Origin of the sequence: Streptomyces sp. NPDC087901 (assembly GCF_044742205.1) — a bacterium.
GTDB lineage: Bacteria > Actinomycetota > Actinomycetes > Streptomycetales > Streptomycetaceae > Streptomyces.
The window spans coordinates 42,905-56,873 of the sequence record NZ_JBIUUC010000007.1 but is presented as its reverse complement, the minus strand read 5'-3'; the positions used below and the strand labels follow the sequence as shown (position 1 = coordinate 56,873).

Below are 13,969 nucleotides of genomic sequence, written 5' to 3'. Positions count from 1 at the left end.
TGATCACTTCTCCGCGATCAACGGGTCGATCATCTTGTGCAGGTTGGTGGCGTCGAGCGCGGCCAGCGAGCGCGCGGCGATCTTTCCGTCCCGGTCGATGACGAGCGTGGAGGGAATCGTCTGGAGGTTGAGCGTGCCCTTGGGGAAGCGCAGCATCAGCTTTCCGGCCGGGTCGTAGAAGCTGGGGTAGGTGACGTTCCAGTCCTTCTCGAAGCTGATCGCCGGGCCGCGCTGCGGGTCCCTGGTGTTGATACCGAGGAACTGGACGCCCTGGTCGGCGGTCTCGTTCGCGACCTTGGCGAAGTGCTTGGCCTCCAGGCGGCAGGGGCCGCACCACGAGCCCCATGCGTTCAGGACGACGACCTTGCCCTTGTAGTCGTCGAGGTTGAGCGGCTTGCCGTCCAGACTCTCACCGTCGAGCTTCGGGGCGTCTGCGCGCTCACCCTTGGCGACGGTGGAGATTCCGCCACTGCCGGTGACGAAGTGCGTGTCACCGCCGCCACCGGTCTCGTTGCCCGAACCGCACGCGGTCAGCGTCAGTGCGAGCGCGGCGGCCGCCGCGGGAGCGGCGAGCAGGGTGAAGCGGCGTCGGAACGCGCGGCCATAGCTCATGTGAAAAGTTTCGCATGGCGGTTTCGGGGATCTTGGGCCCCCCCCTCGGTGCCCGTAAAGCCCGTTGTCAGGCTTGTTTAAAGAAGGCGTTCCAGCCGCCGTCGGGTGCCTGTCCGACCTCCAGCGTACGGAGCTTCGCGAGCACCACCGGGTCCTGGACGTCGAGCCAGTCGACGAACTGCCGGAAGGAGACGAGGCGCACATCCGGCTTCCCCGCGATGTGCTTGAGCGCGTCCTCGACCGCATCCATATAGATGCCGCCGTTCCACTCCTCGAAGTGGTTTCCGATGTAGAAGGGTGCGCGGTTGGTCTCGTACGCACGCTGGAAACCGCTGATGTACGACTGTGTGGCCTGGTCGCGCCAGCCCGGATAACGGGACGGCATTCCCCTGGTCGAATTCTGCGACTGGTTGGCCAGGATGTTGTAGTCCATGGAGAGGACCTCGAAGGTGTGCCCGGGGAACGGGATGCCCTGGAGCGGCAGATCCCACACGTCCATGCGCTTGGTGGGCCAGACCTGGGTGCCGCCGGGCGAGCTGGCGTCGTAGCGCCAGCCGTTCTTCTTCGCGGTGGGCAGCAGATTGTCCTGTCCGAGCAGACAGGGGGTGCGGCTTCCGACGAGTTCCTTGCGGTAATCGAAAGGCAGTGGATCGAGGTCGGTCCAGCCGGTGTTGGTGCGCCATTCGGTGACGAAGGAGATCGACTGATCGATTTCGCTCTGCCACTGGGAGGCCGACCAGTTGCCCACCGATCCGGAACCGCCGCAGAAATGCCCGTTGAAGTGCGTCCCGATCTCGTGGCCGTCGAGCCAGGCCTGGCGCACGTTGTTCAGCGTCTCCTTGATGTGACCGTCGGTGAGATAACCGATGTCGGAGGCGCCGATGGGGTTGTTGGGCGGACGATAGAGGGTCTTCTTCGATTCGGGCAGCAGATAGAGCCCGGAGAGGAAGAAGGTCATCGCCGCGTCGTGCTGCTTGGCGAGTTCCAGAAAGCGCGGGAACAGTCCGTTGCCGACCTCTCCGGCGCCGTCCCAGGAAAAGATCACGAACTGCGGCGGCTTCTGGCCGGGTTCGAGCGGAACGGGCGCGGACGGCTGGTGCGGCTGCTTCCCCGTGTCGGCGGTGGAACCGTCCCCGATCGCGCGGACGTCCTTCTTCGCGGGTCCGTTGCCCTTGACCGCGCCGTCGGCCCCCTTCTCACCCTTGGCGCCCTTGTCCGGCCCGGCCCCGCCCGTATGAGAGGTACCGGATGAACTGCAGCCCGCCACCCCGGCGGCGGCCGCGGCCCCAAGTCCGGCTCCGAGCAAACCCCTTCGGCTGATGTCGCGCATGCCGTTCCCATCTGCGGTCGTTTTGCCTCAAGTCCATACAAACTGCCAAAGGCTTAGATGGGTGAAGCAACACGAAGGTTCCGCGAATTAGCACACAATTCTTTACGGAACCAGACCCCGACCATGACCGAACGCAAGATCGACCCCGAAACCCCCTCAAAAACCGCATGCCGAAACCCCGGACGGCTGAATTCCGCCCGGTCGGCTTACAAACGATCAGCGAGGAAACCGAGCCGGTCCGGACCCGGCGGCCAACACCCCGGACCGCAGCGGCCACGCCTCAGCGGTCAGCGGCCACGCCTCGGACCGCAGCAGCCGGATCGGACCACGACGGCCACATCTCGGACCGCAGCGGCCACACCGAGCCCGTCCGGCGCTTGAGGACAAGACAGCAACCGGGTCGAACCCGGGCCCGCCCACCGGGCCGAACCGGGGCGGACCCGGACCCGAAGACCCCCGGCCCAGGGGGCCGGCTACGCGCCGAACCCCTTCGACGCGCCCTTCACCGGCTTCGCCCCCGCCAGCAGATGCGCCGGCACCAGGTCCCGGGCCGGCTCCGAGTACCCGACCGACACGATCTTGTCGCCCTGGTACGTGAAGCTGGTCAGCGAGGCGAGCGTGCACTGCCGCTTGCGCGGGTCGTGCCACAGCCGCCGCCGCTCCACGAAGCTGCGGACGATCCAGATCGGCAGCTGGTGGCTCACGCACACCGCCTCATGACCCCGTGCGGCGTCGCGCGCCGCGTCCAGGGCACCCATCATCCGCACGACCTGCTCGACGTACGGCTCACCCCACGACGGCCGGAACGGATTCGTCAGGTGCTTCCAGTTGTCCGGCTTGCGCAGTGCCCCGTCGCCGACACCGAAGGTCTTGCCCTCGAAGACGTTGGCGGCCTCGATGAGCCGCTCGTCGGTGGCGAGGTCAAGACCGTGCGTCTTGGCGATCGGCGTCGCCGTCTCCTGGGCCCGCTCCAGCGGTGAGGCGACGACATGGGTGATGTCGCGCTTGTCCAGGTGCTCGGCGACCCGGTCGGCCATCTGCCGGCCGAGCTCGGAGAGGTGGTAGCCGGGACGGCGCCCGTACAGCACGCCCTCCGGGTTGTGCACCTCTCCGTGGCGCATCAGGTGGACGACGGTGATGTCCTTGCGTCCGGCGTTGCTGCTGGCCTCACTCATGCGGTGGCCTCCGATGCGGCGCGGGCTGCGGCGGGCAGCGCGGCGGCGATCCGCTCGACGGCCCGGGTGTCGTGGGCGGTGGAGACGAACCACGACTCGAACGCGGACGGCGGGAGATAGACGCCCTGCGCCAGCATCGAGTGGAAGAACGGCGTGAAGCGGAAAGCTTCCTGCCGCTTGGCGTCGTCGTAGTTGCGCACCGGACCGTCCGTGAAGAAGACGGAGAACATGTTGCTCGCCGCCTGCACGGTGTGCGCGACCCCCTCCTTGTCCAGGGCCTGGCTCACCAGCCCCCGGATCTCCGCGGAGACCGCGTCGACCTTCGCGTACGCGGCGTCGTCCAGCAGACGCAGCTGGGCGAGGCCGGCGGCGGTGGCGACCGGGTTACCGGAGAGGGTGCCGGCCTGGTAGACCGGGCCGACGGGCGCCAGGTGCGCCATCACGTCGGCGCGACCGCCGAACGCCGCGGCCGGGAAGCCACCGCCCATGACCTTGCCGAACGTCATCAGGTCGGGCCGCACCCCGTCGATGCCGAACCAGCCGGCCTTCGACGTGCGGAAGCCGGTCATGACCTCGTCGGAGATGTACAGCGCGCCGTTGGCGGCGCAGATCTCCTTGAGCCCCGCGTTGAAGCCGTCCAGCGGCGGCACGACGCCCATGTTGCCCGGCGAAGCCTCGGTGATCACGCAGGCGATCTCGCCGGGCTGAGCGGCGAAGGCGGCCCGTACGGCCTCCAGGTCGTTGTACGGCAGCACGATCGTGTCGCCGGCCTGGGCGCCGGTGACCCCCGGCGTGTCAGGCAGACCGAAGGTCGCCAGCCCGGACCCGGCGGCGGCGAGCAGCGCGTCGACGTGACCGTGGTAACAGCCGGCGAACTTCACGATCTTGGCCCGGCCGGTGAAACCACGGGCGAGGCGGATCGCGGACATGGTCGCCTCGGTGCCGGACGACACGAGCCGTACCTGCTCCACGGGCTCGACCCGGGCCACGATCTCCTCGGCGAGCGCGACCTCGCCCTCGCCGGGCGTACCGAACGAGGTGCCGCGGGCGACGGCCTCCTGGACTGCGGCGATCACCTCGGGGTGGGAATGGCCGAGAATCATCGGCCCCCACGAGCACACGAGGTCGACATACTCACGACCGTCGGCATCGGTGAGGTACGGACCGGTACCGGACACCATGAAGCGGGGCGTACCGCCCACGGCCCGGAAGGCCCGTACGGGAGAGTTCACGCCACCGGGCGTCACGAGGGACGCGCGGTCGAAAAGCGTCTGCGAAACTGGGGCTTCATATCGATACGGCAGTTCGGTCATGACCTGCGACTTCTCCGACTCCGGGGGGTATTGACCTCCCCAGGGTAGGACAGTGCCCCCGCGCCGCACGGGACGGCGGATCCCCGCCACCGAAAGCCCCGCGGGCACATCCGCGTAACGACCGGGCATCAGCCCCCGCAAGTCTGCGAAACTGGGTCGTCACAGGGAAAGCTCACACATGCCATGGTGTCGGAGCCACGGACAGTCTTGCGGACACGCGTTTCACCGCACGCCCGTGGGGGAGGTCACTGACACGATGATCGGGTTGCGCGGCGGGGGCTGTGCCTCCTAGTTAGTAGTCGGGTGGATGAGATATGCATCGCGGTGGCGAAGTGGGCGAAGGGACCGACGACCTGGGGCCCGAGCCTGCCCGGCGGGGTCGGCACCGGCGCGAGGCTGAGCGCAAGCAGGGCATACAGGCCGGTAGTGCGCAGGTCGGAGCCGGAAGCAGGAGTGGTGGCCGGGTGGGGGTGACCTACAAGTACTTCGGGGCACCCGACGGGGCCACTGCCGCACGCGTGCCCATTTCCATGCGCCCCGAGGAACTCGGCGGCGACGAACTGGGCATGGGCGGCCTGTTCACCAAGATCAAGCCGGAGACAGTGGCCGCGATGGTCCTCACCGGCATACAGGGCATGCCCCTGCACAAGGTCCCGCCGCTGGAGCTGGTCGTCCTCCACCCCGACTACGCGGTGGTCAAGCTACCCATGACGGTCGTGGACCCGCTGCGCGACGTGGGCGAGGAGTCCGTGGGCGCTGCGGCCTTCATCTGGTCGACCGTTCCGGACCGCGGTGGCCCGCGTGACGCGTTCAACGTCTACCAACTGCTGCACGAGTGGCAGGACTTCAGCCACCGACTGCATGACGCAGGGCATCAGGCCTACTGCCTGGTGTGGCCCTGACCTGGTATTCCGCCTGATCCAGGCGGTGTTTCCGGCTCGGCCCCGCCCTCGTCATGGCCGGGTGGGGCCGTCCCGTGGCCAGGGCCATGGGAGGCACACTCGGTTCTCGCAGGGGCGCGGATGCTCCCTGAGGGCTCCGTCTCCGTGAGGACATCGTCGATCACTGCCCACGCAGACGTTCCTTTCACGCTCCCGACGCCGGGCCGGCGCTCTTCATGCGGGGCGGATGACCGGGGCGGCTTCCGGGCGCGGGACACTCCGCTCGGGCAGGATGAAGGGATGCGACCTGTGCTCGTCTACGACGGTGACTGCGCCTTCTGCACGACCTCGGTGACCTTCCTCATCCGGCGGCTGCGGCCGAGCTGCGACGTGACGCCGTGGCAGTTCGCGGATCTGGCCGCCCTGGGCGTTACGCGGCAGCGTGCCGAGCATGAGGTGCAGTGGGTCGCGCAGGTCGGCACGGTGTACGGCGGTGCGCAGGCCTTCGCCAAGATCCTTTTGAACGCCGGTGGGGCATGGGCATGGCTGGGCGGGCTGCTCACCTTGCCTCCTGCGCGGTGGATCGCCCACGGTGTCTACCGGCTCGTCGCCACCAACCGCGACCGTCTGCCCGGCGGCTCGCCGGCCTGCGCGTTGCCGGCGGACCGCAGGCCCGGCGGACGGCCCGTGGTTCAGGGATGACTGCGGTCGAGGGATGCGGAGCTCCCCTGCTTCGGCACGGACCCTGTATGTGTTCCTGACGCGGCCCGTGACGCTCCCGGCAGCCGGACCGCCCCCCGGCACAGGTTCGCCACCGCGACGTAGAAGCGATCCGGCAGGAACACGGCGTCGGCGATGATCATCGCGCCGGAGAACAGCGGCAGTCCCATGAGAACGGCGATGCCGAGGTGCATGCCGAACAGCATGGTCAGCACGGGGTACTTGAGCCTGCCGAAGAGTACGAAGGGGAAGGCGACCTGGATCAGCACGGTCAGGTATCCGGCCACCGCGATGGCGACCGCGTGCCCGTCGGCCCAGTGGGACAGTGCGGGCCACGGCTGGAAGAGTTCGAGGTTCAACACGTAGTGCAGCGCGGTTCCGGCTCCCCAGGTGCCACCCTGCACCTTGTACAGGCCGGCGGCGCCGTAGAGGAAGCAGACCTGGCACGCGATCACGAGGAGCCCGCAGTTGTGCACCGTCGTGATCAAGGTGCGTCGTGCCGCGTGAAGGTGCGGTGCGACAACGGGCAGCCGAAGAGGCCGCGCACCCCCGGTGGAGCTGCGGCGGAGCCGCCTCCGGGCGTCCAGCGACCAGCGGCGGCCGGACGCGGTGAGGACGAGGTAGAGCGACATCAGGAGAACGAGGTTGTCACCTCCGTCCGTCATGAAGATCGACCGCGCGTGGAACGAGGTCACCACGACGGCGAAGACCACGGACACGGCACGGGTCCGCCAGCCCAGCGCGAACAGCGCGCAGATGACGAGCGCCGCCGCGTAGCAGCATTCGAAGTAGATCCGGCTGTCCGACAGCGTGAGGACGCTGACCCAGCCCGTCTGCTCGAAGAGTTGCCGCGCCAGTGTCGGGGTCCACGGTGAACCGGGGCCCCAGATCTCGTTGCGGTACGGGAACTCCCGTAGCAGGAAGACCAGGTAGAGCAGGCCGTACCCGATGCGCAGGACCGACACCCCGTAGAGCGAGAGGGGGCGTTCGGTCAGCAACGCCCACACAGCGCGGCCCGGGCCGGACAGCCGTGCAGCCGGACGGGCGCACAGCGGCCCTCCAGCAGACTCGCCCAGAACTGTCGAAGATCGAGTGGGGTCATTTGTCGTCGGAGCCATCGGAGGCCACCTTCCACCAGGGCAGAAGCCGTGTTTCGGCTTTCGCGGCCGCGGCACGGCGGTCACCGGCCGCAGTGCCCGGAGCGGCAACGGGCAGGGTGACCACCCGGAGCTGGATGTCTTCGAACGGCTTGCCGTTCAGATCGGTCATCCGGGCGGCGGCGATGTTGCGCAGGTACTGCTGCATCATCACGGCTCGGTCCGAGCGTGGGAGGTCGTCGCCTCCGTGAAGTTCGACGTAGGAGGTCCAGGAGCGGCGCAGAAGGTTCTGCGAGGTGTGGCTCGGAAAGACGTTGTGCTCGATGGCGGATTCATCCACTGCGGTCAGGTCGGTCCAGGGGCCGACCTGGACGGAACCGTCCTGAGCGGTGTGCGCGGTCCGCGCGGAAATCCTCCGGTTGACGGAGTCCGGGTCGGGCGCGAACAGTCGCCAGTTCTGCTCGAAGAGGGGGTAGATCCAGGCATTCACCTGTTGGCCGTAGCGCTGGGAGACGACATTCGAAGGCGCCACGTGCAGGAACACCAGGACGACATGCGCCAGGCTCGCGGCCAGGCAGAGGACTACGGTGGTGTTCAGGGCTCTCGACCCCGCCCTCCGCGCACGGCGTGGCCTGTCTGAAATTTCGTCCTCGGCGTCCGAGGTCGGCTCCGCGCCGAGGGGCCGCCCCTGCTTCTGTCCGTGCTCTGATGCGATTTCGCCCTGCACTGCCTCGCCCTGTTCTTCTTGTCGTCCGTCTCGTGCCAGCGCGCGGCGGGCTCCTGAGAGAAGTTCCGCCGCGCGCTGTCAGTTGGCAACGCACGTGCCGCGCCGCCGACTAGCCCTCGTGACTGGCGTGCTCCTTGGGCTTCTGCTCCTTGGGCTTCTCGCCGTGACTGGCGTGCTCCTTGGGCTTCTGCTCCTTGGGCTTCTCGCCGTGACTGGCGTGCTCCTTGGGCTTCTCACCGTGGCCCGCGTGCTCCTTGGGCTTCTCGCAGTGACAGCTGTGCTGCTTGGGCTTCTCGCCGTGACCGGCATGCTCCTTGGGCTTGTCGCCGTAGCCACCGTGGCCGCCGCCGTGCGTGCCGTGCTCCTTGGGCTTGTCGCCGTAACCACCGTGGCCGCCGCCGTGCGTGCCGTGCTCCTTGGGCTTGTCGCCGTAACCACCGTGGCCGCCGCCGGTCCCCCCGCCCGTGGTGTTGCCGGCGATGTTCCCGGAGGTGTTTCCGACGGTGTTGCCCGTGGTGACCCCGGTGGTGGTTCCGCCGCCCGGGGTGCCGCCGGTGGCGCCACCGGTGGTACCACCGGTCAGGACTCCGCCGAGGACACCGCCGAGGACACCGCCGGTGCCGCCGGTGGTGCCGCCGGTCAGGACTCCACCGAGCACACCGCCCAGTGCGCCGCCCGTCGTCCCGGTGGTGGTGCCTGTGGTGGTTCCCGTCGTGGTGCCTGTGGTGGTCCCCGTCGTGGTGCCGGTGGTGGTCCCCGTCGTGGTGCCGGTGGTGGTCCCCGTCGTGGTGCCGGAGGTGGTTCCGCCTGCACAGGTGGCGCGGGTGATGCGGTTGGTGTCCAGAGTGACCGAGCCGTTACGCGCCAGTGCCCGGCCGTCGATACTCGCTCCGGTGTTGGCGCTGATCGAGGTCAGGGCCAGGAGGTTGCCCACGAAGGTCGAGTTGGTACCGAGAGTGGCCGAACTGCCGATCTTCCAGAACACGTTGCACGCCTGCGCGCCGTTGATCAGAGCGACCCGGCTGCCGGACGCCGTCGTCAGTCCTGAGCCGACCTGGAAGACCCAGATCGCGTTGGGGTCGCCCTGGGCGTCGAGCGTGAGGGTGCCGGTCAGGCCCAGGGTCGAGGAGGCGGTGTAGACACCCGGCACCCGCGTCAGCCCTCCGGCGTCCGGCGGAAGCGCCCCGTCCGACGCTTGACCTGCGGCGTTGTTGAAGGCTGTCGCCAGGCCGGCCTTTGCCAGAAGCGCGACAGCATCCGCAGAGTGAAAGGTCCCGCTCACGATTCCCGGCGGGAACCCGCTGATGGCTGTACCGGGACTGACGCCGACGTCCCCGGTGATCACGGACGGGCCGGTGTTCGTGACCGACTGGCCGGCGAGAACAGCGAAACTGCTTGCGGCACCCAGCGGGACAGGAGTGGCGGTCGCGAATGCCTGAGATGGTGCCACGACCACCAGCGCGGCGGCGACCGCCGTGGTGAGAGTTGCCGTGAGCCATGACGAAACAGTGCACCGTTGTGCGGCAGCAGAGGATCTGAGTTTCATCAGAAACCGGTATTTCTGTGAGTGGCGTCGGCTCCCGGGCCGTTCCACGGTTTACCGAAAGCCCTCGTGTTGTCGCCAGCACATTACGCACAAAACGGCTTACTAAACCAGGAGAAACGGGGCAAGCCGATACCAATTTTTTGATCGCTGATGCAGAGTGACAGGTTTTGACACTTGTCTGGATTGAGCCCTGGAGGCCAACCCCATAGACGAAACGTTTCTTCGTTACGCTGAATTGTTTCTTCGGAAATTCGTGCCCTGCCATCAAGAATCGAATATCGAATTTATCCCCCACATGCTCCCCTTGCCGATGCGTGACGCGCCCCTATGGCCGACACCGGGAAGGGAAGCCCCACCCCCCAGCGCGCCCCTCTTCCGATGACTGGGCGAGTGGCAGGACTTCAGCCACCGGGCTGCACCACGCGGGGCATCGGGCCTACCGCCTCCGATGCGGCCCTGAGCCTGCCCTCCCGAGGCGCACCGTCGTCAATCGCCGTTGGTTATAGAATCGTGCCGTGAGCAGCGAGGATGTCGCCCTGGAGGCGTTGGTCGCACTGGGGGATCCCGTGCGGCGTGGACTGTATCGGCACGTCACCGGGACGCCGGGCGAGGTGGGGCGGGACGCGGCGGCCGAAGCGGTCGGGGTCTCGCGTTCACTGGCCGCGTTCCACCTGGACAAATTGGTCGAGGCCGGGCTCCTGGAGGTCTGCTTCCGGCGCCTTTCGGGCCGCAGCGGCCCGGGGGCCGGGCGGCCCTCGAAGCTGTACCGGAGAGCCGAGGGCGAGCGCACGGTGTCGGTGCCGCCCCGGTCCTACGACACGGCGAGCCGGCTGCTGGCCGAGGTGGTGGAGCAGGCCGGGCTCGACGGGGAACTGCAGGCGGCGGCAAGGACGGCCGGAGAGGCCGAGGGGGGCGCCTCGGACGGCGAGGAGGACCCGGTCGAGGTCCTGCGGTCACGCGGTTACGAGCCGTTCTGGGACGGCGGGACGCTGCGGCTGAACAACTGCCCGTTCCACGCGTTGGCCGATCAGTTCCCCGCCCTGGTCTGCGGGATGAACCTGGCCGGCATCGAGGGCCTGCTCGCCGGGCTGCCGGGCGGGCAGAACTGGACCGCGGCGATGGATCCGCTTCCGCACGGCTGCTGCGTGGCCCTCGAAGTCGCGAAGGGGAAGGGACCCACGCCGGAAGCGGCACCCGGAGTCGCACCGGACGTCGCACCCCGAGCGGCGCCGGACGACGCCGCGCCGGACACCGCACCCGAAGCAGCACCCGAGGTCGCCCCCGGAGCCACACCAGAAGTCTAAAAAAGCAGTTATTGACTTTAGAAGGTTCACCCCGGCATGCTTGCCCCCGTGAGCCAATTCCACCTTGCCCAGGTCAACGTCGGGCGCATCCTCGCGCCACTCGACAGCCCCCAGCTGGCCGACTTCGTCGCCCAGCTCCCGGAGATCAACGCGGTCGCCGATCAGGCCCCCGGCTTCGTCTGGCGCATGGTCGACGACAGCGGAACCGACGCGACGAACCTGCGCCCCGAGAACGACGACGACATGCTCCTGATCAACTGCTCGGTCTGGGAGTCGGTCGAAGCGCTGCGCAACTTCACGTACCGCAGCGAGCACCTCAAGGTCCTGGCCCGCCGCCGGGAATGGTTCGAGCGCCTCGCCGACTTCCACCACGCACTGTGGTGGGTCCCCGCAGGGCACCGCCCGGGCATCGGCGAGGCGATGGAACGCATCGCCCTGATCCGTGACATCGGGGAGGGACCCGGCGCGTTCACCTTCCGTGCCCCGCACCCTCCGCCCACCGGCTCCCCCGGCGAGTTCGGGCACGTCCGCCACGGCGGACACTCACCCGCTGAACACACTCCCGCCGAACACACACCCCGCTGAGCGGCCTGCCGCCGAACACACGGCCCAGCAGCGTCAACCCGGGCGCCCACCTGCACGAAGAGCATCTGTCAGCCAGCTGTATCAGGCCATTCATTGGCCGAAGAATGATCTTCAGGTGACCTGTCGAACCTGCCGATGCAGGAGGCATCGACTCTGAAGGGGGGGCCTGTCGTGGGCGACACTCTGCTGGCTCTGTCCATTCCCGTACTGGTCTTCGCCAGCGGCATCTACGCGGCATGTGAGAGCTGGTGGCGGCGCCGTCACCCGGCGCCGCCGTCCCCGTACACACATCAGGCGGCCCGCCTCGCCGAGCGCGCGATGCTCGTGGACGCCGAACGGATCGTGGACGGCTCCTACGAGGCCCTCGGCACGCTCTACGACGGCCCGACGGCGGCGGACACGCCGGTTCCGGCCACCGGCGTCAGGGCCGGGGCGGCTGCCAGTCAGGATCACGACCGGTCAGCGCCAGCACCCGCGCAAAGGGGCTAGCTCCCTCCGTCACGGGGAACGGCTCGCCGAACATCTTGGCCTCGCGGGCCTTCGGCGCCATCCCCTCCATGGCGGGCGCGATCTCCTTCACCACGTCCGCGTCCGGCACGAACTCCTGGCCGGTGGCCCGGGCCAGGTCCCACGCGTGCACGGTCAGATCACCGAGCACCATGTTCCCCACCGTGCGGGCGGGGAACCCCATGGAGCCCGCGGTTCCCTCCTCCGCGCCCGGCGCCGCCCACGCCTCGACCAGCGCGGCCGTCTCCTCGCCGAAGCGTTTCCGCCAGTCCCCGGTGACCGCGTCCGGGGTCTCGCCGAAGTCCGCGTCCTGTCGGGCCGCGAGCGCGGTGAAGTTGACGACCACCTGGACGAGGTGGCTGATCAGGGCACGGACGTCGTACTCCGCGCACGGTGTGGGGTCGCCCAGCCGGCTGTCGTCGATCCCACGCACCACGGGCAGCGCGCTGTCGGCCGCCGCATCCAGCAATTCACTGATCTTCCTCATGCCTCGACCATGCATCCGGCGACGGCTCCGGGCTTGAAGAAACGCGACACATGAGACACGGAAGCGACCGCGTCATAGGATCGGCAGCCATGCCCGGCTCCCAAGGTCCCCGCCGCGACACCCGGGGCATCGTCGACGCCCCCGAACTGTTCACGCACGTACGCTTCCGGCGCCGCGAGCCCGCGCCCGCCCTGCGCCCCTACCTCGAGCACTACTGGCTGATCGACTGGGACCTGCGCGAGCCGTACGCCTCCCACCTGGTCCCGCACCCCAGCGTCAACCTCGTCTTCGAGCGGTACGCGGGCTGCGGCGACGAGGACGCCGGGTACGCGGAGGTCTCGGGCATCGGCCTGAAGCTCTTCACGCAGAAGCTGGAGGGGCGGGGGCGGGTCTGCGGTGTGCAGTTCCGGCCGGGCGGCTTCCGGCCGTTCGCACCGGACCGGCCGGTGTCCGAGTGGACGGGGCGCCGGGTTCCGGCAGCCGAGGTGTTCGCGCCGCCCTCCCCGCCGTCGGCCGTGCTCGACCCCGGGCAGGAGGACGCGCGGGTCGCGGCACTCGACGCCTACCTGCTGGCGCTCGGCCCGGAACCGGATCCGCAGGCCGAGCGGGCGATGGCCCTGGCCGACCTGGTACGTACCGACCGCACGGTCCTCCGTGTCGACGAACTGGCCCGCACCGAGGGTCTGTCGGTGCGGTCCCTGCAACGGCTGTTCGCCACGTACGTGGGCGTCGGCCCCAAGTGGGTCATCCTCCGCTACCGCATCCACGAGGCGCTGGAACGCGCCGAATCGGACCCGGCGGTGGACTGGGCGGGGCTCGCCGCGGATCTCGGCTACAGCGACCAGGCGCACCTGGTCAGAGACTTCACGGCGACGGTGGGCGTGCCGCCGACCATGCTCGGTACCCGCTGACTGTCAGAGGCCCGTCCTACAGTTCCGTCATGGAGCGGACCGAAGCATCACCCGTGGGGATCGAGCCCTGGTCGGAGAGCGACCTGGAGCTGCTCCGCCGCGCCAACGCACCTGAGCTGATGGACCACCTGGGCGGCCCCGAGCCGGAGGAGCAGCTCATAGAGCGTCACGGCCGCTATGTGGCGCTGAGCGCGGACCGGACGGGCCGGGGCAGGATGTTCCGCATCACGCTGCCCGGTGAGGTCGGGGGCGTGGGCACCATCGGTTTCTGGGAGCGCACCTGGCAGGGCCGGAAGGTCTACGAGACGGGGTGGGCCGTTCTCGCGGAGTTCCAGGGCCGGGGCATCGCGTCGGCCGCGACGAAGGCCGTGGCCGGGCAGGCGCGCGCCGAGCACAAGCACCGCTATCTGCACGCCTACCCGTCCGTGGACAACGTTGCGTCCAACGGGGTGTGCCGCAAGGCGGGTTTCCTGCTGATCGGCGAGTGCGAGGTCGAGTACCCGCCGGGACACCCGCTGCTGACCCACGACTGGCGGCTGGACCTCCATCCCGAGCGCTGACCGGGCCCGGGGCCGGACCGTCAACGGGGCGGCGGCCGGCCCGGCAGCCGGGGCGCCTGCACCTGTGCCTGTGCCTGTGCCTGTGCCTGCTCCTGCTCCTGCTCCTGCTCCTGCGCCCGGGATGCGTAAAGCGTTTGACGGGGATCGTCACCTCCGGGATATTTACCTGCGTCCCGCAGCTTATGCGTTCCACAATCAATCGGCATCATCTGTC

14 protein-coding genes and 1 pseudogene are annotated in these 13,969 nt (G+C 68.8%); 7 read left to right on the top strand and 8 right to left on the bottom strand.

Annotated features, from left to right (window positions below):
- Positions 1-3 precede the first annotated feature (3 nt).
- The 4 genes from ACIOEW_RS22300 to hemL form a co-directional block, all read right to left on the bottom strand.
- The gene (locus tag ACIOEW_RS22300) at positions 4-612 is read right to left on the bottom strand and encodes a TlpA family protein disulfide reductase (protein WP_401965260.1); all 609 of its coding nucleotides are present in this window, start codon (positions 610-612) and stop codon (positions 4-6) included.
- A 67-nt stretch (positions 613-679) separates the two neighbouring features.
- Positions 680-1,942 carry a hypothetical protein gene (locus ACIOEW_RS22295; RefSeq protein ID WP_401965259.1) on the bottom strand — a complete coding sequence of 421 codons (1,263 nt, stop codon included), beginning with the start codon at positions 1,940-1,942 and terminating at the stop codon, positions 680-682.
- Positions 1,943-2,415: 473 nt separating this feature from the next.
- On the bottom strand, positions 2,416-3,117 hold the full coding sequence (locus ACIOEW_RS22290) for a histidine phosphatase family protein (RefSeq protein ID WP_401965258.1): 702 nt from the start codon (positions 3,115-3,117) through the stop codon (positions 2,416-2,418).
- Positions 3,114-4,421 (bottom strand): glutamate-1-semialdehyde 2,1-aminomutase, encoded by a 1,308-nt coding sequence (gene hemL / locus ACIOEW_RS22285; RefSeq protein WP_401965763.1) that lies wholly within the window; start codon positions 4,419-4,421, stop codon positions 3,114-3,116. The genes ACIOEW_RS22290 and hemL overlap by 4 nt, the downstream gene beginning before the upstream one ends.
- Before the next feature lie 323 nt (positions 4,422-4,744).
- Between hemL and ACIOEW_RS22280 the strand changes: the two genes are divergently transcribed.
- Positions 4,745-5,332 (top strand): hypothetical protein, encoded by a 588-nt coding sequence (locus tag ACIOEW_RS22280; RefSeq protein ID WP_362553747.1) that lies wholly within the window; start codon positions 4,745-4,747, stop codon positions 5,330-5,332.
- 279 nt (positions 5,333-5,611) lie between these two features.
- Entirely contained in the window at positions 5,612-6,013 is a 402-nt protein-coding gene (locus ACIOEW_RS22275; protein ID WP_362553749.1) for a DUF393 domain-containing protein, read from the top strand.
- On the opposite strand, the gene ACIOEW_RS22270 is transcribed toward ACIOEW_RS22275, so the two are convergent.
- From ACIOEW_RS22270 to ACIOEW_RS22260, 3 genes are all read right to left on the bottom strand, one after another.
- The gene (locus tag ACIOEW_RS22270; RefSeq protein WP_401965257.1) at positions 6,004-7,149 is read right to left on the bottom strand and encodes an HTTM domain-containing protein; all 1,146 of its coding nucleotides are present in this window, start codon (positions 7,147-7,149) and stop codon (positions 6,004-6,006) included. The genes ACIOEW_RS22275 and ACIOEW_RS22270 overlap by 10 nt on opposite strands.
- Positions 7,130-7,660, bottom strand: coding sequence for a DUF5819 family protein (locus tag ACIOEW_RS22265; protein ID WP_401965256.1), 531 nt, complete (start codon positions 7,658-7,660; stop codon positions 7,130-7,132). Before ACIOEW_RS22265 ends, ACIOEW_RS22270 begins: the two co-directional genes overlap by 20 nt.
- A gap of 304 nt (positions 7,661-7,964) precedes the next feature.
- The gene (locus ACIOEW_RS22260; protein ID WP_401965255.1) at positions 7,965-9,401 is read right to left on the bottom strand and encodes an ice-binding family protein; all 1,437 of its coding nucleotides are present in this window, start codon (positions 9,399-9,401) and stop codon (positions 7,965-7,967) included.
- A 515-nt stretch (positions 9,402-9,916) separates the two neighbouring features.
- On the opposite strand from ACIOEW_RS22260, the pseudogene ACIOEW_RS22255 reads away from it, so the two are divergent.
- From ACIOEW_RS22255 to ACIOEW_RS22245, 3 genes and pseudogenes are all read left to right on the top strand, one after another.
- Positions 9,917-10,573 (top strand): annotated as a pseudogene (locus tag ACIOEW_RS22255) (helix-turn-helix transcriptional regulator); the annotation flags it as partial.
- Between the two features lie 180 nt (positions 10,574-10,753).
- Entirely contained in the window at positions 10,754-11,290 is a 537-nt protein-coding gene (locus ACIOEW_RS22250; protein ID WP_401965254.1) for a DUF3291 domain-containing protein, read from the top strand.
- 171 nt (positions 11,291-11,461) lie between these two features.
- Positions 11,462-11,779 (top strand): hypothetical protein, encoded by a 318-nt coding sequence (locus ACIOEW_RS22245; protein WP_362553759.1) that lies wholly within the window; start codon positions 11,462-11,464, stop codon positions 11,777-11,779.
- On the opposite strand, the gene ACIOEW_RS22240 is transcribed toward ACIOEW_RS22245, so the two are convergent.
- A complete protein-coding gene (locus ACIOEW_RS22240) occupies positions 11,712-12,284 on the bottom strand; it encodes a TIGR03086 family metal-binding protein (protein ID WP_362553762.1) in 573 nt (190 codons plus the stop codon). The genes ACIOEW_RS22245 and ACIOEW_RS22240 overlap by 68 nt on opposite strands.
- A gap of 89 nt (positions 12,285-12,373) precedes the next feature.
- On the opposite strand from ACIOEW_RS22240, the gene ACIOEW_RS22235 reads away from it, so the two are divergent.
- Together ACIOEW_RS22235 and ACIOEW_RS22230 are read left to right on the top strand one after the other, a co-directional pair.
- Entirely contained in the window at positions 12,374-13,195 is an 822-nt protein-coding gene (locus ACIOEW_RS22235) for a helix-turn-helix domain-containing protein (protein ID WP_362553765.1), read from the top strand.
- Positions 13,196-13,224: 29 nt separating this feature from the next.
- Positions 13,225-13,755: a GNAT family N-acetyltransferase gene (locus tag ACIOEW_RS22230; RefSeq protein ID WP_362553768.1), complete on the top strand. Its 531-nt coding sequence runs from the start codon at positions 13,225-13,227 to the stop codon at positions 13,753-13,755.
- The last annotated feature ends 214 nt before the right edge of the window (positions 13,756-13,969 follow it).